Here is an 18,312-nt window from a genome sequence, read left to right on the forward strand (position 1 = left end):
CCTTGGTCTCAAACCCTGGGCGCTTTTCTTCGTCTGTTCACCAAGGAGCTCAAACCCGCCGCCCACCACCCACCATCCTGCCCCTCACAAAGGAGATTGCCTATGCAGGTCGTTCGGGACTACGAGTCCCTCGCATCTGTCCCTGACCTTCACCTTCACGCACTGCTGGAGAAGTGCGTCGCGTCCCTCACCTCCGGCTTCGACGATTACGACCTGGCCGAACTCGTGACATTCATCGTCATTGAGCCAGGGGACCTGTTGGAGGCGATCGACACCGCACTCGGCTTCCCGATCCTTACCCGTCCGTTTGAACTGCTCGCCGATCACCCCGATTGGTACGAGCTGGTCTTCGTTGTGAGCGACGATGGCTACGGGATCGAAGTCTTCATCTCGAAGGCCTCAGGTGTCGATCCTCGGTTGCTCTCGATGTGTTCAGCGCACTTGGAAACAACCCGATGATGGCGCCGCCACCTTCACCAGCTTCACCCCCTTAGGCCACCTCCGGGTGGCTTCTTCATTTCTGGAGTTCACATGAGCACTTCACTAATCGCTGACTTGCTAGATCTGCTGGACGTGGAGCGGCGGTACGAGTTCGAGGAGCGTGCCGGGATCATCGAGTTCGACGGGGGGCTATCTCGGGATGAGGCGGAGGCGCTCGCCCTCATCGACCTGCTGCGGACTCACCCCGGCGCACTCATCGGGCTCACGGCTGTCCAGGTCGAGAACCGCGGAAAGCCGGCGTTCGTGCTGACCACTTACATCGATCGAGCAAGGGACCAGCTACCCACTCTGGGAGTGACGGTCATTGACATCGTTGATCCCGTTGAGGCGATCAAAACGCACTTCGGTGGAACCGCCCTGCTGGTGCGCTTCGGCTGACTGCGCACGTTTCAGCATCTTATTTGGAAGACCCCAACCACCCCAACCAACCGAGGAGAAGAGATGTCAAAGAGGAATCACACGCAAGCTGCGCCGTCCGATGTGCGCATCTTGAAAGCTGCCGGCTGTCCGTCGCTGTCGGGCAAGTCGAAGCTGCGCTACGAGATCGGTGCAAGCGCCGAGGATGAAGTGATGCTGCGGATCTGCGCCAACTCGGCGGCCGGCTACTTCAACGACGACTGGATCCCATGGACCCGTCTGGTCTCCGTCCTGGAGAAGCACGGCGACAAGCCGATCACCTGTTTCACCCTGGAACCGCTTCTCAAGGGGCGTTCGGCAAACACCTCAGGGTTCCTGCTTGCCGCGTTGAAGAACGAAGGCCTGCTGCGGCGCATGGAGACCAACAAGCGGTGTTACGAGAGGCTCGATGGGAGGGCCTTCATCGCTGAGGTGCAGGCGCTGATTGTTTCGTCGGGGACGGCTGGGAAGGCGGCGAAGGCGGTGAAGCCGGTGAAGGCTGCAGCGGCCGGCAAGAAAGCGGCGCCCTTGAGAAAGTAATGCGTCGCATCGCTCTCTGACTGGCCCCCCAATAGCGGGCTGTCCTCACAGCTCGACAAGGCGTCCGGCGCTCACCCGGACCAGCCGTCAGTAAGTCGTTGAACCGCAAAGGGTTCTAGACGGACCACCCAGCACCAAGGCCAATACCGGCCCAATACCGAGCCACTTCGGGTTGCCGTCCCTTGCGGCCCTTTGCTGACGCCCCCGGGACCGCCTGTCACCGCCATGGCAGCACCGGCCGCTCCGCCTGCGTCACACCGCCTTCGCCGGCTCTACCGCCTTCCTTCAATCCAACCCCAAGGAGATCACTTCATCGCTTCGCTGTTCCTCGCCTGCGTTCTCGGCCTGTTCCTGGGCATCGGCCGCTGGCTGTTCCCCGTCGCCCTCGTGGCGGCCCTCCTCGTGTGCCCGCTGCTCGCCCTTCCGCTGATCTTGGTGGCGGGCGGGGTAGCACTCTTCAACAGAAAGGATCACTGATATGCAAATTGACCCGTTCGTTCTTGCCGCTCTTGACCGTGTTCTGTCCTGGGACCTCTCCGACGACGTGTGCCCGCAGGCGCTCACCTCCGAGGCCGCACACCTGGCCGGACTCGACCTCGACCAGGCGGGGTCACTTGACTGACCTGCCACCCCCTCCCACCCACACCGCATCGGCCTTGTGCCGTTTTTTTGCGTCTGGAGTTTCATCATGACCACTATCTACCGCGAAGAGCTCACCCCACAACAGACTGTCCAATTCACCGGCCGCGTGTTCGGGTTGAACTTCCCGTTCCGACTCGAGCCGACGATCTGCCAGTTCGCTCGCAGACTGTCAGCCGACTACAGCGGCGGCGACTGGGCGTTCTTCGGGCTCAGCAACGGCGGCTTCTATATGGCGCCAAGGTCAGACGGGCGCCTCCGGGTCGCTGCCGCGAACGGCTTTGACGGGGCGATGTCGGCGGACGCGTTCGGCATCACCTCGTGCCTGTACGCGCTGAGCCACCTTTCGTTCGCGAGATACGAGGCGTTTAGCGAGGCGTACTCGGAGCAGTTCCACTTGCTGCGCGCCCACTCGCTCGATCACCCGGAAGCCGGTGCGATCGTGGCGGCGATCGATTGAAATTATTTTCACGCGGGTCTTGCAACCGGCGAAAACTTCCACCAGAATCGCTGCCCTTCCCCGTTGCTTCCTGCAGTCGATGTGTATTGCGTAAGGCGGGGCGAGACGTTCATTTTGGTCCTCTATGGCAAGCAGCTACCCACCCAGAAAAAGGGCGCTTGACCGGAGAGTACAGAACCGCGTTTTCGGTTGTCGCAAGACTTCCGGGGACGCACTCGCCCACAACCTATATGCAAAATCTGACGAATACACATAACGACGACCTGAACCGCGCATCCTTCTCCATCTCGACCACCGACCCCGGTCAACCTGCTGCGATTTCGCTGCCAGCTAATGGAAGCCTGCTGCTCAGCGCGAACGATGACCCTATTACCGATGCCACTGCAGCCGCATCGCTCGTAGTCGGCCGGAACGATGTCGGCAAACCTGGCGAAGGTGGTGCTCTCAACGTCTCGAATGCCGACTTCATTGCGACGATCATGTCGGGCGTACCGAACGGCGCGTCGCCTGCTGTATGCACGAAACACGGCGACCCGACGACCGGTGGCTGGCGGGCGCTTCCCGCGAATCAGGGCAACAGCCGACTGCGGGCCGATCACAATAACTACCTGAACTGCGCCAGCTTCCGGCACGGTACGGATGGGTCGTTCAACGCGCGCAAAGAGCGCTTTGCCGCTTGCCATCTGTTCATGCTGGACGACATCGGCACCAAGGTCGCCCACGAACAACTCGCGGGCTTCGAGCCGACATGGCTGATCGAGACGAGTCCCGGCAACTTCCAAGCCGGGCTGGTCCTCGACGAGCCCTTGCTCAAGGCTGACGAAGCGGCCGCCCTGCTTCAGGCGCTGATCAACGCTGGCCTGTGCGACCCGGGTTCCGCAGGCGCCGCCAGTCGCTGGGCGCGCCTCCCCCAGGGGGTGAATGCGAAGCGGAAGTACCTCGACGATTTCGGCAGACCATTTCGCTGCCGCCTCGCGAGCTGGAACCCGGCGCGTCGCTTTACGACTACGCAGATCATCGAGCGGTTCAATCTGACAGTCGCAGGCCCAGCGACTTCGGCGAAGCGGTCGCCAACGGCGCGTGTGAAGGATGCTCAACAGGTGCTCCTGCCGGGCAAGGAGGAGAACCCGACGATTACTGCGCTCAAGGCGCACGACCTCTATAAAGCGCCGTTGGGCCAGGGGAAGCACGACATCTCGTGCCCGTGGGTCAACGAGCACACGGACGCGCACGACGGCGGAACCGTGTACTTCGAGCCCTCGGCGGAGTTCCCGTACGGAGGCTTTTGCTGCCAGCACTCGCACGGAGGCGACTTGCATATCGGTGAACTGCTTAAGCACTTGGGCGTCTCCAAGCGCGACGCACAGAACCTCGACGAGATCTACATCGTGAACGGTGAGCTTGACGCAGTTGTTGATGCTGCGGAAGCAAAGCTGGCCCAGGGAGGCAACCTCTTCCAATCCGGCGGAATCATCGCCCGCATCAAGACCGATCCCGTCACTGGCGACCCGGCCATCTCGCCGCTCAGCAACCCGGCCCTGACTCGCGAGCTGTCGCGGATCACAGGCTGGCAGAAGTTCGATGGCCGACTCGGCGATTGGGTCGCGACCGATCCGCCGCATCGGCACGTTCAGGTTCTGCTCGAAGGCCAGGCCTACAGGCATCTGCCGGTTCTGCAGGGTGTCGCGCGCCAGCCGTTCTACCGGGAAGCTGACGGCGTTCTGGTTTCGCAGCCCGGATATGACCACGCGTCCCAACGCTTCGGCGTGTTCGATTCGCGCCAGTTTCAGATGGGCGTCCCGACACTCGAAGGCGCCCACGCCCTATGGCCCAGCTCAAGGAGTTGCTGGCCGAGTTTCATTTCGTCGGAGAGCATGATGAAGCCGCAGCTCTCGCGGCAATCTTCACGGCCGTGCTGCGCCCTACCCTCGCGATTGCTCCTGCGTTTCACGTTCGTGCGTCGACCTACGGGAGCGGGAAGACCTATTTGTGCGAAGTCCAATCCCGCCCTTACGGACGGCGAAAGAGAACGCTTCGTCAAAGCACTAATGGACGCTCGACGCAAGCTTCGAGGGAAGCGGCCGCCTGAGGATCGGGCCAAGGCAAAAGCAGCGGTCGACGCGGCGAAACGCAGCTTAGGAGAGCGCGGGCCCGTGTGGTGGACCGACGGCAGCCCCGACTACAACCGCCGGATGGCTCGAAACACCCCGTACGCCGAGTGGTACGAGCGCATTGCAAATCGCACCTCTGATAGCTAAGCGCGTGGCCTTGCCGATTTGGCAACATCACCCGCCGGAATGCCTTGCCGAAGCCATTCCAGCGCCGCGTCCGCAGGGTCCAGGCCCTTCCACCGATCCTCGCGCTGCAGGGCCTCGGCCACGTTGACCAAGTCGCCGGGGCCCACTCTTGGCCACTGCTGGTGCAGCTTCCTTCGCGGATCCTGCTGCGTGGCGTCAGGCAGTGGTGCATCGGGGCGCTGGAATAGGCCCATCAGATCACTCCGGACCGCAGCCCGAACTGCTGGCCTCATGGGGCGCGAAGCGAGAAGACTTACCTGACCCGCGCACCTACGGGTACAACGCGACGGACCAGAAGGCGATCCAGGAAGCCGCGGCAAGGGCTAACAGGGCCAAGGGCCGTAAGTGGTGAAAGTCCCGGTCAGAGTCCGTATTTCGGATTGCGCTCACGTTTCTCTGCCATGTCGCGCACCAGGTATCTGACTGCCCGAGTCCACGACACATCATCATTTCCGCGCAGATCGACTGACTTGCTGAACAGCACCTTCGCCGCCTTCACGTCGTAGATCTGCACGTTGAGGTTCAGGATCAACTCGCTGACCTTTTGCACCCAGGGCGTCATCACAAGGTCGACGTCGAGTTGACGGCCAATCTGTGCGGCACAGTCGTCGCAGCGATAGATGAACTCTTGCTGCGCGCGGAGCTGATCCTGCAGCGGTTGCGAAGGTGCCGGGTCGACGACACGATAAAGACGGCGCTCATCGAGCTCGCGGCGTAGCTGCGCGGTGGCGTTGGCCAAGCGGATCACCTGCGCCGCCTTCGTCAATGGGTTGTTCTGGTCGTCAACCAGCTCAAAGTCCAGAACGGTGAGGCTTCGCGCTGGAGCGGCCGACTGCGCCAATGCTGGTCCCGTGCCAATCCACGAACCGATGGCAACTCCGCTTAACCAACGCCTGCGATTCATTTCGTCTCCTACTTAACGGCCCTGTCGGCGATCAGGGGGAATTGCGCCGCTGCAGCTGCAGGTCAGCCCCACTCGAAAGCCGGTCATCAGCGAATCTGGACTGACGATCTCGAAAGCGAACAGAAACAAGAGCAGGATTCAAATGGCGACCAGAATCAGGATGAGACGCGCGGACTCTGCGGGCGTCCGGCAGTAAGGCCTCTCACTTCATCTTCTTGTCTTCTTGCTTCGCTTCCGCCATGGCTTCAGGCTCGAGTTCTTCTGCGTATCGATTCATCCGGAGGAACACTCCCCAACCGATCAGAAGAATTCCCGCGGACGAAACTAGGGCAGCCGCATACAGGAGGTGTGCAGGGTCCTCATGGCCCGCCTTGAAAGTTGCCACCAGGCCCTCAATGGTCAGAGCAACGACGACGACGACAAGAAATCTGGACAGAAAGCGTCGGACGCGAGTGGGACCGCTGATCTGAGCGTCGCGCACGACCTCCTCTTCGGCGATCGTCTGAGCAATTTGAAGGGCTACGACGGCTGCGGCAAGCAAACCGAGTCCTTCAATGATCTGCTGCGCTGCATCTCGATTGAGCCCGCTCGCAACCGCAAGCCACCCTACCTTGCCTGCGATTGTGATTAAGACAACGGCGGCGGCGGCAAAGAGAAATGCCATGAGGCCGTGGATGATCGAGAAGCCGAGAAGAAGAGCTTTCATTTCTCGATCGTGACACAGAAGGGAGCCGACGTTGAATGCTGTGACGCTCTGGGTCCACTGGCGGGGTCACTTGATCGGCGTCTTGACCTCTTCATCCCTCTGCAGTCGTGTTGGCCTGTCCGATCGACTCGAGATGCGCTGCCGCGGTCTTTTTGCCCAGAGTCTTTAGCGCAGCAATGGCCGCAAGATGCTTCTGACGCGGAACCGCACTCCCACTCTCCCAGTGGTAGATCGACTGGCCAGTGGCGCCCACTAACAGGCCCACGTCACCCGCAGACAGGCCCAGGCGTGTGCGCTGCGCTTGCAACGTCTTCGGGCTGAACCGTCGGGCGCGACGCGGTGTTATTTCCTCAACTGCCTTCGGAGCAGCCGCCGGTGCCGCCTTTAGAACCTGCTTGAGGCCGCCCTCCGCGGCCTGGGCTCGCCGCTTCAACGTTCAGCACAACTGCCGCCCCCTCCCTCCACTCAACGTGAGAACGACGCCGAGGGCAAGTGCAATCTGGAAGGCAAATTCGGTCATGCCCGACTCGAATCTACCGCAGCCGCATCATGGCGTTCGACGACAGGCGCTCAAGCGCGCATCGGTTCCGGCGATGGCGGATTTCGCTGTAGGCTCCCGTCATGCCCATCCAATGGTTCCCCGGCCACATGCACTCGACGAAGAAGGCAATCGCCGAGCGATTGCCGGAGATCGACGTGGTGATCGAACTGCTCGACGCGCGGCTGCCCGGTTCGAGCTCGAATCCGCTGCTGGCGGAGTTGACGCGCGGCAAGCCTGCGCTGAAAGTGCTCAACAAGCAGGACCTCGCCGAACCGGAGCTCACGGAGCGCTGGCTGGCCTACTACCGTGCACTGCCCGGCACGAACGCACTGGCCCTCGACGCGAGCGTGGCGGCGCCGGCGCGCCAGCTCGTGGCTGCGTGCCGCGCGTTGGCGCCGTTGCGCGGCGGCATGGTCAAGCCGCTGCGGGTGCTGATCTGCGGCATTCCGAACGTCGGCAAGTCGACCCTGATCAACACGTTGGCCGGTCATCGCGCGGCCAAGACGGGCGACGAACCGGGCATCACGAAGGTCGAGCAGAAGATCATGCTGGCCAGCGATTTCCAGCTGTTCGACACGCCGGGCATGCTGTGGCCGCGCATCGTCGTCGAGCAAAGCGGTTATCACCTGGCGGCAAGCGGTGGGATCGGTCGCAATGCGTATGACGAGGAAGAGGTGGCGCTGGCGCTGCTGTCGAACATCCGGCGTCGCCATGCCGAGCGGCTACAGGCCCGCTACCCTCTGGGTGATCCGGCATCGTTGAGCGATGAGGATCTGCTGGCCGAGGTCGGCCGCAAGCGCGGCGGCCTGCGGGCGGGTGGCCAGGTCAACCTGCAGAAGGCCGCGGAGATCGCCATCAACGACTTCCGCGCCGGCGCGTGGGGTCGCATCACCCTGGAGTCGCCCGAGGATTTCGCGCAGTGGACCGCGCGCGCGCACGCGCTCGACGCCGAGAGGCGCGCGACGAAGCAGGCACGGCGCAGATAGAAGCGCTATCGGGATAGAGTGCTTCCAACATCGATTTAGGATGCGCATTTCGCGCTCGCTTCTGCCAAGCTTACGATTATCAACAGCACGCTCATGCGTGTTGGTCCTCAGTCGAGGTGCGATGCGCCAACCGCGGTACATGTTTCGCCAGTTGGTCCTGCTGATCGCGGCGGTCGCGGTGCCGTTGTTGTTTCTCCAGTTTCGCCAGCTCGAGCAGGACTCGCGGCACACCAGGGAGGCGGCGTTCCGCGCCATGGAGAACGATGCCGCAGGCATCGCGCACGACGCTCAGACCTGGCTCGTCGACACCTCCCAATACCTGGATTTCATTGCCAGACGGCCGATGGTCCGGTCGATGGACAGCCGGCATTGCGACCCGCTGCTCGAAGACGTGAGCAAGCGCCGCCGGCACGTTGCCAATGTGCTGGTGACCGATGCGGCCGGCAAGCCCACTTGCCTCTCGGTTCGCGGCCCCGGGCCGGTTCCCGACAGCTGGTCGGGCTGGCCGTGGTTCCAGGCGGCGCAGGCGAGTGACCGGTTCACCGTCAGCAAGCCGTTCATGGCTCCCGTCATCGAGCGGCTGGTCGCGGCGGCGAGCGCTCCGGTGCGCGACGCCCACGGCACGCGAGTCGGCACCGTCACGGTTCTGCTCGACCTGGAGTCGCTCCAGGGCGATTGGTCGCGTTACGCCCTCCCGCCCAACAGCCGCGTCCTGCTCTACGACGCGAGCGGCACCATCCTGACCGCGCGTCCGGCGTTTCGGGACCTGGTCGGCAAGGACATCGGCGCCGCCCTGGCCCGCGCGCAAGTCGTCAACCCGGGCGATACCGGCATCGCGCCGGGCATCGACGGTGTCGAACGTGCGTTTGCTCACAAGCCGGTGCCGCTGATGCAATGGGAGGCGCGGGTCAGCATCCCGTCGGACGATTTGCTCGGGCCCTCGCGCCGGGAGTACCGCGAGAACCTCGCTATCACGGCGGCGGTGCTGATCGCCGTGATCGTGCTGGCGCTGTTGATGTCACGCCGGATGGTGGGCGCGCTGAATGCATTGGTCGAAGCCGCGCGCGCCATCGGCGGCGGCAGACTCGACGTGCGGGCCCCGCACGACCTGCCGGGCGAGTTCGGCGAGGTGGCGCACGAGTTCAACACGATGCTCGACGCCGGAGCGCGCCATCTCGATTTCTACAAGGCACTGTCGCGCACGAACGGCGCGATCGTGCGCTCGACCAGCGCGCAGGCGCTGTACGAGGAGATCTGCCGGATTTGCGTCGAGAACGGCCATGCGAGCATCGCCTACGTCTCGCTCGTCGACGGCGACACGTTGACGCACGTGGCCTGGGCCGGCCCCGCGGACGACTTCGTACGCAACCTCAAGGTCCACGTGGCCGACCGCACGGTGACAGGCTCGGGCCTGTCGGGGTTGGCCGCATTCACCGGTCAGCGTCAGATCTCGAACGATGTCTACAAGGACCCGCGGACCCTTCCATGGCGCGACTTCGGCGCGGCCATCGGCACGCATGCGATCGCGGCCTGTCCGTTCCGTTGCGCCGGCAGGACGATTGGCACGCTGACCCTGCACATGACCTCGGTCGGCTTTTTCGGCGAGCGCGTGATCGACCTGCTCGACGAAATGACCGAGGACATGTCGTTCGCGCTCGACAACTTTGCCCGCGCCGAGGCGCTGCGGATGCACGAGCAGCAGTTGGCCGGTCTGGTCGACACAGCGATGGACGCGATCATCTCGATCGACGCCCGGTACCGGATCCAGTTGTTCAATCGCGCGGCCGGGGAGATGTTTCTCGTCGAGCCTGGCAGCGTGCTCGGCCAGACGCTGGACCGCTTCGTGCCGCGGCGCCTGCAAATGGCCCACCACGGGCATCTCGAGCAATTCTCGAAGACCGGCAGCACGGCGCGCCGCATGGGGCTGCACAGTCTGAGCGCCGTGCGCGCGGACGGCCGTGAGTTCCCGATTGAAGCGTCGATCTCGCGGCTGGGCCAGGGCGAGTCGGCGTTGATGACCGTGGTGATCCGCGACGCGACCGACTTGCGCCAGGCGCAGGAGGCGCGCATCGCGCAAGTCGCGGCCGAGTCGGCGAGCCGCGCCAAGACCGATTTCCTCTCGCGCATGAGCCATGAGCTGCGCACGCCGCTCAACGCGGTGCTCGGATTTGCGCAGTTGCTCCAGGGCGACAAGCAGGAACCGATGACGTCGTCCCAATTCAACCAGGTCGAGCGCATCCGGGTAGCAGGTTGGCACCTGCTCGCACTGATCAACGACGTGCTGGACGTGTCGAAGATCGAAGCGGGCCATGTCTCCGTCGAGGACCGCCGGGTCGACGTGCTGGACGTGCTCGAGGAAGCGATCCGGATCAACCAGCCCGGCGCCGATGAACTGGGCATTCGCGTCATCGCCACGTGTCGGCAGGCGCAACCGGTCTCCGTCTGGGGCGATCCGCGACGCCTGCGGCAGATCGTCATCAACCTGTTGTCCAACGCGATCAAGTACAACCGTCCGGCCGGATCGGTGGAGGTTCGCGTCGCAGGCGATGCGCACCACACCCACATCGACATCATCGACACCGGCATCGGGATGGACAGCGGGCAACTCGAGCACCTCTACGAGCCGTTCAACCGTCTCGGCCGCGAGCGCAACGGCATCGAGGGCACCGGCCTTGGCCTGGCGCTTTCGCGCCAGCTCGTTCACTTGATGCATGGCGAGATCGAGGTCCACAGCACCGTCGGCGTCGGCACCCGGATGCGCGTCACTCTGCGCACCAACCTCGAGCCCGACTCGCAGCCGGGCACGCTAGAGCCACAGAGCGAGGGCGGCGTCGACGCCGACGAGCCCGCCGGGCTCGTGCTCTACATCGAGGACAACGCCGTCAACTTCATGGTGGTGGAGCACTTGCTGCTGCGCTGGCCCCGCGTGACGCTGCTGCATGCGGAGACCGGCGCGCAGGGAGTCGCGCTGGCACGCTCGGCGGCGATCGACCTGGTCCTGCTCGACATGCGTCTGCCCGACATGGAGGGCGCGGACGTTCTGGCCGAACTCCGTCTCGAACCGACCACGCGGGGTTTGCGCGTCGTCGCCCTGTCGGCCACCGCGATGCCCGAGGAGGTCGACGCGGCGGCGAAGGCGGGCGCCTTGCAGTACTGGACCAAGCCGCTGGAATTCGATTCGTTCCTGAAGAACATGCGTCGCTTGCTGAGCCCGGTGGGCCACGTCTGACGACGCTTCAGCGCATCGCGCCGCGCGGTCGGCGCATGTTCGGAGCGGCCCGGCGGGCGCCGGGCCGACGGGTCTTACTTGGCGATCTGGTCGCCGGCGGCCTTGGCCTTCGCGTCGTGCTTGGCAGCCTTGGCCTTGTGCGCCTTGGCCTTGGCCTTGTGCGCGGTCTTCTTCGGCTCGCTGGTCACGGCGGCCTGGACGGTTTCCTTGCCTTCCTTCGCCTTTTCGGCGACGGCCTTGCCGGATTCCTTGACGGCGGTTCCGGTCTGGGCGAACGAGGCGGTGCCGGCGAAGGCGATGGCCAGGGCGATGAGAAGCTTGTTCATGGGGTCACTCCGTTTGTACTGATTGATGTTCTGGATCGCCTGTCGATCTCAGCGGCCGCCATGATAAGCGTGCCGCTGTGGCGGCCTTACATCGCTTTGGCCGCGGCCTTGGCGTTCTCGCCGTGCTGCTTGGCCTTGGCCTTGTGGACCTTGGCCTTGGCCTTGTGCAACGTCTTCTTCGGCTCGCCGGTCACTGCGCCTTCGACGTTCTCCTTGGCCTGCTTCGCGGTCTCCGCGGTGGCCTTGCCGGCCTCCTTGACGGCGGTACCCGCCTGGGCGTGTGCAGCGCCGGCAACGAACAGCGCGGTGAGGAGGGCAATTGCTTTATTCATGAGTCGTCCCCGAGGGAGTGGTTGAATGTCGGTCGCCGCTGGCAAACCGAAGCGGCCAGATCGGCCGGCCCAGATGCTCGCGCGGGGCAGGCGCCAGCGCTGTAGGCAGCCCGCGCGGGCGCGTGTAGGCCACCACGCCAGGCACTTGGCAGCACGCGCCGGTGGGGTATTGCAGGCGGCGAGAATCGCCCAGATCGCCGGTTCGCCCGGCCCGACACCGAGACAGGATCGTTCGCATGACCCGTTCTGCACTGCTCGCGCTGCTGGCCACGCTCGCCACCGGCGGCGGCGCCCAAGCCGGGCCCGAGCCGACCGCGACCCCGGACGACCGCACGGTCATGGTCGACAACGTGGGCCCGATCATCCGCATTCCGCCGGGGCTGGTCCCGCGCGGCGCCGGCAGCAACGAGTTCCGCGTCAAGCGCACCGACGAGGTCGCGCCCGACAGCGACAGCGGCGCCTTCCGCACCTCGTGCACGCTGGCCAAGGTGGCGCGCATCGATCCGATCGTGTTCCCGGGCAAGGTCGACCAGTCGCACCTGCACACCTTCTTCGGCAACGTGAAGGTCGACGAGAACTCGACCACCCGCAGCCTGCTCGATTCGGGCGCGAGCACCTGCCGCGGCGGCACCGCGAACCGATCGGCGTACTGGGTGCCGACGATGATCGACACCGCCACCGGCAAACCGGTGATGCCCGACGACATCGGCGTCTACTACAAGAGCGGCTTCACGACCGGGGACAAGCTGACCCAAGGCATCCCCGAGGGCTTGCGGATGATCGCCGGCAATCCGGCGTCCAGCGGGCCGCCGAAGCCCGGCGACCCGTTCGCCTACCGCTACAAGTGCATCGGCGGCCCGCGCAACGAGAACGACAAGTACGGCAGCGAGATCCCGAACTGCGATCTCGGCGCGTCGATCTGGCAGGAGATCTTCTTTCCGCAGTGCTGGGACGGCGTCAACCTCGACAGCCCGGACCACAAGAGCCACATGAGCTACACCGTGCAGGTGCGCGACCCGGCAAGCAAGAAGGGCTGGTTCATGCACGTGTGCCCCCGCTCGCACCCGGTGATCCTGCCGCAGATCACCTTCAACGTCATCTACACCGCCAAGACGCTCGACGCGTCCAGGAACTGGCGCCTGGCGAGCGACCTGTACGACGCGCAGAAGCCCGGCGGCTACTCGGCCCACGGCGACTGGTTCAACGGCTGGAAGCACGACGTCAGCGAGGCCTGGTTCAAGCACTGCCTGGTCGCCAAGAAGGACTGCCATTCCCACTTGCTGGGGGACGGCCGGATGATCTACTGAGGCCTCGGAAACATGCAGACACCTCAAGCGTGACATTGTGGGCGTCGCTCCCCCGCGATCGCGGGGATCTCAGTGGGTGTTGTCTTACACGCGGGCCTTGCGGGCTGTTCCATACTGCACTGCAGCAAAGGAGCTTTCCATGGACCTCGAGCAATTGATGGGGCGGTACTTTCGGCTGAAGCAGGAGCTGTCGATCGCCTACCGCGCGCAGCCCTGGCACAGCGGACGGATCGACCGGCTGGCCGACGAGTTGTCGGCCACCGAGCGCGAGATCGCCTCGCTGCAACCGGCCGACGAGCAGTGCAACGACGCGCTGCTGAGCTTCGCGCGCTAGCACCCCGCTCGCACCCGCTAGCACGGTGAGCGCGCCGGCGGCGGCGCACGGTCTTGCGCGCAGCCGCGAGAATGCGGCATGGCCCTGACCGCTGACGACGCCGCACCGACCTCACCCACCCTGCCGCCGCTCGCGGTCCCCGCGCTGGCGCTCGCGGCCTTCGGCAGCGGCGTATCGCTGCGATTGACCGACGCGATGCTGCCGCTTTTCGCACGCGAATTCGGCATCGGCCTCGGCCAGGCGGCCGCCGTCATCACGGCCTTCTCGATCGCCTACGGCCTGTCGCAGTTGTTCTTCGGCCCGGTCGGCGACCGCTTCGGCAAATACCGCGTGATCGCCTGGGGCTGCGCCGCGTGCGCACTCACCGCCTCGGCCTGCGGACTCGCACCCGACTTCCCCCTGCTGGTGGCGGCGCGTCTGGTGGCCGGTGCCACGGCCGCCGCGATCATCCCGCTGGCGATGGCCTGGATCGGGGACGTCGTGCCTTACGAGCGCCGCCAACCCGTCCTCGCACGCTTCCTGATCGGCCAGATCCTGGGCTTGTCCGCCGGCGTGTTCGTCGGCGGCGTCGCGGCCGAGCAGGCGAGCTGGCGCCTGCCGTTCTTCGCCATCGGCGTCGGCTTCGCGCTGATCAGCGCGGCGCTCTTCGCGATGAACCGCCAGTTGCCCGCCGCGGCCCGCCTGACCCGCCGTGGCGACGGTCACGCCGTCGCGCGGATGGCCGGCGAGTTCGCGCAGGTACTGCGGCAGCCGTGGGCGCGCGTCGTGCTCGCCACCGTGTTCCTGGAGGGCGGCTTCCTGTACGGATCGTTCGCCTTCATCGCCACCCACCTGCACGAACACTTCGGCGTGGCGCTGTCGACCGCCGGCTCGATGGTGATGCTGTTCGGCTTCGGCGGCCTGCTGTTCGCGCTGGCCTCGGCGCTGCTGGTGCGGCGGCTCGGCGAAGTCGGATTGACGGGGGTGGGCGGTGTGATCCTCGCGGCGGCCCTGGCCGCGGTCGGCCTGGCGCCCGCCTGGTGGTGGGCGATGCCCGCCTGCTTCGTCGCCGGGCTGGGCTTCTACATGCTGCACAACACGCTGCAGATCAACGCGACGCAGATGGCGCCCGAGCGGCGCGGTGCAGCGGTGTCGGCATTCGCCTCGAGCTTCTTTCTCGGGCAGGCCGTCGGCGTCGGGATCGCCGGCGCGCTCGTGGTGCGGATCGGAACGGGCCCGGTGATCGCGTTCGGCGCCGCGGGGGTGCTGGCCGTCGCCTTGACCTTCAGCCGCCTGCGGCGGCGCCGCCAGTCGCTCGAGGCCGGCGTGGCCGCCGCGGCCTAGCGACGCGCCAGCGCGTCAGCGCGGTCGGCGCGGCGGCGGATTGCCGCCACCGTGACGGCGCTGCGGGCCGCGCGGGCCGGCGTCCGGGCCGTCGGCACGCGGTCGCTGCGGCGGCCGCTGCTGGCGCTGCTCGAACGCCGGCGGCAGCTGGCGCGCGCGCTCCTGCGCTTCGGTGCGCGCGATCTCGAGCAGGCCGTCGAGCTCCTCGATCGGCACGCCCTTCAGCGCGCAGAAGTTCGCCTTCGTCAGCGTGGTGGTCTGGAAGTCGTGCAGCAGGCCGGCGCGGTTGCGCCGCTGCTGCTCCTCGAGCTGGCGGCGCTCCTCCTGGTTGCCGCGGCGGCGTGCGAGCTCGTCCTGCGCGACCTTGCGGTGCTCGTCGGTGATCTCGCCGGCCGGCTGGCCGTCCAGATCGAAGCGGGTCGGTGCCTTGGTGACCGCGATCAGGTACGAGGTGCTGCCGGTGTGCCGGCGAAAGAACGCTGACAGCGCCTGCTTGGAGAACACGCCCGGCGCGCGCTCCTGGATGTCGACCTGGATCCGCAGCTTCAGCGGCTTGACCGCGCCGCCGAACAGCGCGGGGAAGCGCTGCTTCAGCTGCTGCGCGCACTCGGCCGGGGACATCGGCGCGGCGGCGGGTGCCGACGCCGGCGCGGGCGCGGGCGCAGGTGCATCGGCTGCGGCCTGCGATGCCGGCGTCGCCTCGGTCGCGGGCGGGGTCACGGGCTCGGTAGTCGTGGGCAGCGGAGTGGGGTCGGACATGGAACGCGAACGTAGGGCGGAGGAAGGGCTGGATTGTGCTTGCAAATCGGCGCGCCACCCCGAACTCCGGATGCATTGGGGGAGTTGACTCATGGGTGCAACGGATGCTTTCCTGCTCGATGCCTATTCGCACACCGTCAGCGAGGTCGTCGAGCGGCTCGGGCCGAGCGTGGCCGCAGTGCAGGTCGGGGACGCGGGTGCCGCGGATGCGGGCGGCGGCTCGGGCTTCCTGTTCACGCCCGACGGCTACCTGCTGACGAACTCGCACGTCGTGCGCGCGGGCAAGCCGGGGTGGCCGGCCGGCGCGCCCAGGCCCGCCTACCGCATCTCGCTGGCCGATGCGCGCGAGTACCGGGCGCGCTGGGTCGGCGACGACCCGGACACCGACCTCGCGGTGCTGCACATCGACGGCCTGTCGCAAGGCCCGCTGCAGCACGCGCCGCTGGGCACCTCGGTCGGGCTCAAGCGCGGCGAGATCGCGATCGCGATCGGCAACCCGCTGGGCTTTGAGCACACCGTGACCTCGGGCATCGTCAGCGCACTCGGCCGCAGCATGCGAACCAGCACCGGCCGGCTGATCCCGAACGTGATCCAGACGGACGCGGCCCTCAACCCCGGCAACTCCGGCGGTCCGCTGCTGAACGCGCGCGGCGAGGTGATCGGTGTCAACACCGCGATCATCCGCGGCGCCAACTCGATCTGCTTCGCGGTCGCGATCGACATCGCGACCTGGGTCATCCCGCAGCTGCTGCAGCACGGCCGGGTGCGGCGCGGCCACCTCGGCGTCGGCGGCAACACCACGCCGCTGCACCGCCGCGTGGTGCTGGCTCACGGGTTGAGCCAGGCGAGCGGCGTGCGCGTGTTGCAGGTCGAGAAAGGCAGCCCGGCCGATGTGGCGGGCGTGCGGGTCGACGACGTGATCATCGGCATCGACGGCGTGGCGATCGACTCGGTCGACCGCCTGCACCAGACGCTGGACGCGAGCCGGATCCAGCGCGATTGCGCGTTGAAGCTGTTGCGCGGCACGCTGTCGCCGCAGCCGCTTTACCTGCAGTTGCGGCCGACCGAGCGGGTGCCGGCGGCCTGAGGGGCGCTCAGCCCGGGTCGCGCAGCCGGAAGCGCTGCAGCTTGCCGGTGCCGGTGCGCGGCAGTGCGTCACGGAACTCGATCGCGCGCGGGTACTTGTAGGGCGCGACGGCGCCCTTGACGAAGTCCTGCAACGCGCGCACGGTCGACTCGCCCGCAGAGCCCGGCTCACGCAGCACCACGAAGGCCTTGACGATCTGGCCGCGTTCGGCATCGGGCACGCCGATCACGGCGCACTCGGCAACCGCCGGGTGCGTGAGCAGCACCTCCTCGATCTCCGGCGCGGCGATGTTGTAGCCGGACGAGATGATCATGTCGTCGGTGCGCGACTGGTAGTGGAAGTAGCCGTCGGCATCCTGCAGGTAGGCGTCGCCGGTGAAGTTCCAGCCCTGGCCGACGTAGCTCGCCTGGCGCGGGTCGTCGAGGTAACGGCAGCCGGTCGGGCCCTTCACGGCGAGCCGGCCGATCGTGCCGCGCGGCACCTCGACGCCCTGCTCGTCCATCACGCAGGCGCGGTAGCCGGGAACCGCGACGCCGGTCGCGCCGGGGCGCGCGTGTTCCTCGTCGGCGGAGATGAAGATGTGCAGCATCTCGGTCGCGCCGATGCCGTCGATGATCTGCAGCCCGGTCGCCTCGAACCAGAGCTGGCGCGTCGCGGCCGGCAGCGCCTCGCCGGCGGCCACGCACTTGCGCAGCGGGCCGCCGAGCGGCGCGGACAGGCGCCGCTCGCGTGCGCCCGGCGCCATCGCGCGGTACGAGGTCGGCGCGGTGAACAGCACCGTCGCACCGAAGCGGCCGATCGCGTCGAGCAGGTCGGGCGGCGAAGCCTTCTCGAGCAGCACGGTCGACGCGCCGACGCTCATCGGGAACAGCGTCAGCCCGCCCAGGCCGAAGGTGAACGCGAGCGGCGGGCTGCCGATGAACACGTCGTCGGCAGTTGCACGCAGCACGTGCGGCGGGAAGCAGGCGCAACTGGCCATCACGTCCCGATGGAAGTGCATCGTGCCCTTCGGCTGACCGGTGGTGCCGGAGGTGAACGCGAGCAGGCAGGTGTCGTCGGCGGCGGTCGGCACGTTGTCGAACGTCGCCGGCCGAGCGGCCATGTGCGCCTCGAGGCCGTCGGCCGCGGCCGCGTCGCCGAAACACAACGTGCGTGCCAGCATCGGGTGAGCGGCCGCCGCGGCGTCGAGCTCGGACCGCAACGCCACATCGCACAGCGCGTGCGTGACCCGGCCCTTGTCGATGATCTGGCCGAGCTCCTTCGCGCGCAGCAGCGGCATCGTCGCGACGGCGATGCCGCCGGCCTTCATCACGGCGAACCAGCACGCCACCAGCATCGGCTTGTTCGCCGCGCGCAGCAGAACCCGGTTGCCGGGCACCAGGCCCATGTCGCGCACCAGCGCGTTGGCGATGCGGTTGGCGTGGCGCTGCAGCTCGGCGTAGGTCCACGCCAGCCCGCCGGGCGCGCGCAGGCACAGGCGGTCGCCGCGGCCCTCGGCGACATGCCGGTCGAGCAGCTCGGTGGCGCAGTTCAGCGTGTCGGGAAACTGCAGCTCCGGCAGCTCGAAGATGAACTCCGGCTGCTGGTCCGCGGGCGGCAGGTGATCGCGTGCGAAGGTGTCGACGTGCGCGCTGTCAGCCATGGC

19 protein-coding genes are annotated in these 18,312 nt (G+C 66.5%); 13 read left to right on the forward strand and 6 right to left on the reverse strand.

Annotated elements, in window-relative coordinates:
- Positions 1-102 precede the first annotated feature (102 nt).
- The 7 genes from ACWH49_RS25285 (at position 103) to ACWH49_RS25315 (ending at position 4,794) form a co-directional block, all read left to right on the forward strand.
- Positions 103-459, forward strand: a complete 357-nt coding sequence (locus ACWH49_RS25285; RefSeq protein WP_448173943.1) for a hypothetical protein — start codon at positions 103-105, stop codon at positions 457-459.
- 72 nt (positions 460-531) lie between these two features.
- A complete protein-coding gene (locus tag ACWH49_RS25290; protein WP_448173944.1) occupies positions 532-879 on the forward strand; it encodes a hypothetical protein in 348 nt (115 codons plus the stop codon).
- A 63-nt stretch (positions 880-942) separates the two neighbouring features.
- Entirely contained in the window at positions 943-1,437 is a 495-nt protein-coding gene (locus ACWH49_RS25295) for a hypothetical protein (RefSeq protein WP_448173945.1), read from the forward strand.
- A 225-nt stretch (positions 1,438-1,662) separates the two neighbouring features.
- On the forward strand, positions 1,663-1,914 hold the full coding sequence (locus ACWH49_RS25300; protein ID WP_448173946.1) for a hypothetical protein: 252 nt from the start codon (positions 1,663-1,665) through the stop codon (positions 1,912-1,914).
- Between the two features lies 1 nt (position 1,915).
- Positions 1,916-2,059: a hypothetical protein gene (locus ACWH49_RS25305; RefSeq protein ID WP_448173947.1), complete on the forward strand. Its 144-nt coding sequence runs from the start codon at positions 1,916-1,918 to the stop codon at positions 2,057-2,059.
- 66 nt (positions 2,060-2,125) lie between these two features.
- Positions 2,126-2,536 (forward strand): antirestriction protein, encoded by a 411-nt coding sequence (locus tag ACWH49_RS25310; protein ID WP_448173948.1) that lies wholly within the window; start codon positions 2,126-2,128, stop codon positions 2,534-2,536.
- Between the two features lie 230 nt (positions 2,537-2,766).
- A complete protein-coding gene (locus tag ACWH49_RS25315) occupies positions 2,767-4,794 on the forward strand; it encodes a DNA-primase RepB domain-containing protein (RefSeq protein ID WP_448173949.1) in 2,028 nt (675 codons plus the stop codon).
- A gap of 400 nt (positions 4,795-5,194) precedes the next feature.
- Here ACWH49_RS25315 and ACWH49_RS25320 read toward each other — a convergent pair whose 3' ends face one another.
- Both ACWH49_RS25320 and ACWH49_RS25325 read right to left on the reverse strand, forming a co-directional pair.
- Positions 5,195-5,737: a DUF3280 domain-containing protein gene (locus ACWH49_RS25320; protein WP_448173950.1), complete on the reverse strand. Its 543-nt coding sequence runs from the start codon at positions 5,735-5,737 to the stop codon at positions 5,195-5,197.
- Between the two features lie 202 nt (positions 5,738-5,939).
- Complete coding sequence (locus tag ACWH49_RS25325; protein ID WP_448173951.1) at positions 5,940-6,443, reverse strand: hypothetical protein; 504 nt, start codon at positions 6,441-6,443, stop codon at positions 5,940-5,942.
- 621 nt (positions 6,444-7,064) lie between these two features.
- Here ACWH49_RS25325 and ylqF point away from each other — a divergent pair.
- Positions 7,065-7,970, forward strand: a complete 906-nt coding sequence (ylqF, locus tag ACWH49_RS25330) for a ribosome biogenesis GTPase YlqF (protein WP_448173952.1) — start codon at positions 7,065-7,067, stop codon at positions 7,968-7,970.
- A 40-nt stretch (positions 7,971-8,010) separates the two neighbouring features.
- Complete coding sequence (locus tag ACWH49_RS25335; RefSeq protein ID WP_448173953.1) at positions 8,011-11,199, forward strand: ATP-binding protein; 3,189 nt, start codon at positions 8,011-8,013, stop codon at positions 11,197-11,199.
- Between the two features lie 74 nt (positions 11,200-11,273).
- On the opposite strand, the gene ACWH49_RS25340 is transcribed toward ACWH49_RS25335, so the two are convergent.
- Together ACWH49_RS25340 and ACWH49_RS25345 are read right to left on the reverse strand one after the other, a co-directional pair.
- A complete protein-coding gene (locus ACWH49_RS25340; protein ID WP_448173954.1) occupies positions 11,274-11,525 on the reverse strand; it encodes a hypothetical protein in 252 nt (83 codons plus the stop codon).
- An 86-nt stretch (positions 11,526-11,611) separates the two neighbouring features.
- The gene (locus ACWH49_RS25345; RefSeq protein WP_448173955.1) at positions 11,612-11,857 is read right to left on the reverse strand and encodes a hypothetical protein; all 246 of its coding nucleotides are present in this window, start codon (positions 11,855-11,857) and stop codon (positions 11,612-11,614) included.
- A 236-nt stretch (positions 11,858-12,093) separates the two neighbouring features.
- Between ACWH49_RS25345 and ACWH49_RS25350 the strand changes: the two genes are divergently transcribed.
- The 3 genes from ACWH49_RS25350 to ACWH49_RS25360 all read left to right on the forward strand — a co-directional run bounded on the left by ACWH49_RS25350 (position 12,094) and on the right by ACWH49_RS25360 (position 14,821).
- Positions 12,094-13,164: a DUF1996 domain-containing protein gene (locus ACWH49_RS25350; RefSeq protein WP_448173956.1), complete on the forward strand. Its 1,071-nt coding sequence runs from the start codon at positions 12,094-12,096 to the stop codon at positions 13,162-13,164.
- A 139-nt stretch (positions 13,165-13,303) separates the two neighbouring features.
- On the forward strand, positions 13,304-13,498 hold the full coding sequence (locus ACWH49_RS25355; RefSeq protein WP_056463409.1) for a hypothetical protein: 195 nt from the start codon (positions 13,304-13,306) through the stop codon (positions 13,496-13,498).
- Positions 13,499-13,576: 78 nt separating this feature from the next.
- Positions 13,577-14,821 carry an MFS transporter gene (locus ACWH49_RS25360; protein WP_448173957.1) on the forward strand — a complete coding sequence of 415 codons (1,245 nt, stop codon included), beginning with the start codon at positions 13,577-13,579 and terminating at the stop codon, positions 14,819-14,821.
- A 15-nt stretch (positions 14,822-14,836) separates the two neighbouring features.
- On the opposite strand, the gene ACWH49_RS25365 is transcribed toward ACWH49_RS25360, so the two are convergent.
- Positions 14,837-15,580, reverse strand: coding sequence for a ProQ/FINO family protein (locus ACWH49_RS25365; RefSeq protein ID WP_448173958.1), 744 nt, complete (start codon positions 15,578-15,580; stop codon positions 14,837-14,839).
- 91 nt (positions 15,581-15,671) lie between these two features.
- Here ACWH49_RS25365 and ACWH49_RS25370 point away from each other — a divergent pair, with 91 nt between their 5' ends.
- On the forward strand, positions 15,672-16,667 hold the full coding sequence (locus ACWH49_RS25370) for a S1C family serine protease (RefSeq protein WP_448173959.1): 996 nt from the start codon (positions 15,672-15,674) through the stop codon (positions 16,665-16,667).
- Between the two features lie 7 nt (positions 16,668-16,674).
- On the opposite strand, the gene ACWH49_RS25375 is transcribed toward ACWH49_RS25370, so the two are convergent.
- Entirely contained in the window at positions 16,675-18,309 is a 1,635-nt protein-coding gene (locus ACWH49_RS25375; protein WP_448173960.1) for an AMP-binding protein, read from the reverse strand.
- Positions 18,310-18,312 lie beyond the last annotated feature (3 nt).

The sequence above is a fragment of the Rhizobacter fulvus genome (assembly GCF_964020785.1).

Bases quoted from the DNA above. Each gene is read 5' to 3' on its own strand.
- ACWH49_RS25285 (WP_448173943.1), top strand. From the start codon at position 103: ATGCAGGTCGTTCGGGACTACGAGTCCCTCGCATCTGTCCCTGACCTT.
- ACWH49_RS25290 (WP_448173944.1), top strand. From the start codon at position 532: ATGAGCACTTCACTAATCGCTGACTTGCTAGATCTGCTGGACGTGGAG.
- ACWH49_RS25295 (WP_448173945.1), top strand. From the start codon at position 943: ATGTCAAAGAGGAATCACACGCAAGCTGCGCCGTCCGATGTGCGCATC.
- ACWH49_RS25300 (WP_448173946.1), top strand. From the start codon at position 1,663: ATGGCAGCACCGGCCGCTCCGCCTGCGTCACACCGCCTTCGCCGGCTC.
- ACWH49_RS25305 (WP_448173947.1), top strand. From the start codon at position 1,916: ATGCAAATTGACCCGTTCGTTCTTGCCGCTCTTGACCGTGTTCTGTCC.
- ACWH49_RS25310 (WP_448173948.1), top strand. From the start codon at position 2,126: ATGACCACTATCTACCGCGAAGAGCTCACCCCACAACAGACTGTCCAA.
- ACWH49_RS25315 (WP_448173949.1), top strand. From the start codon at position 2,767: ATGCAAAATCTGACGAATACACATAACGACGACCTGAACCGCGCATCC.
- ACWH49_RS25320 (WP_448173950.1), bottom strand. From the start codon at position 5,737: ATGAATCGCAGGCGTTGGTTAAGCGGAGTTGCCATCGGTTCGTGGATT.
- ACWH49_RS25325 (WP_448173951.1), bottom strand. From the start codon at position 6,443: ATGAAAGCTCTTCTTCTCGGCTTCTCGATCATCCACGGCCTCATGGCA.
- ylqF (WP_448173952.1), top strand. From the start codon at position 7,065: ATGCCCATCCAATGGTTCCCCGGCCACATGCACTCGACGAAGAAGGCA.
- ACWH49_RS25335 (WP_448173953.1), top strand. From the start codon at position 8,011: ATGCGCATTTCGCGCTCGCTTCTGCCAAGCTTACGATTATCAACAGCA.
- ACWH49_RS25340 (WP_448173954.1), bottom strand. From the start codon at position 11,525: ATGAACAAGCTTCTCATCGCCCTGGCCATCGCCTTCGCCGGCACCGCC.
- ACWH49_RS25345 (WP_448173955.1), bottom strand. From the start codon at position 11,857: ATGAATAAAGCAATTGCCCTCCTCACCGCGCTGTTCGTTGCCGGCGCT.
- ACWH49_RS25350 (WP_448173956.1), top strand. From the start codon at position 12,094: ATGACCCGTTCTGCACTGCTCGCGCTGCTGGCCACGCTCGCCACCGGC.
- ACWH49_RS25355 (WP_056463409.1), top strand. From the start codon at position 13,304: ATGGACCTCGAGCAATTGATGGGGCGGTACTTTCGGCTGAAGCAGGAG.
- ACWH49_RS25360 (WP_448173957.1), top strand. From the start codon at position 13,577: ATGGCCCTGACCGCTGACGACGCCGCACCGACCTCACCCACCCTGCCG.
- ACWH49_RS25365 (WP_448173958.1), bottom strand. From the start codon at position 15,580: ATGTCCGACCCCACTCCGCTGCCCACGACTACCGAGCCCGTGACCCCG.
- ACWH49_RS25370 (WP_448173959.1), top strand. From the start codon at position 15,672: ATGGGTGCAACGGATGCTTTCCTGCTCGATGCCTATTCGCACACCGTC.
- ACWH49_RS25375 (WP_448173960.1), bottom strand. From the start codon at position 18,309: ATGGCTGACAGCGCGCACGTCGACACCTTCGCACGCGATCACCTGCCG.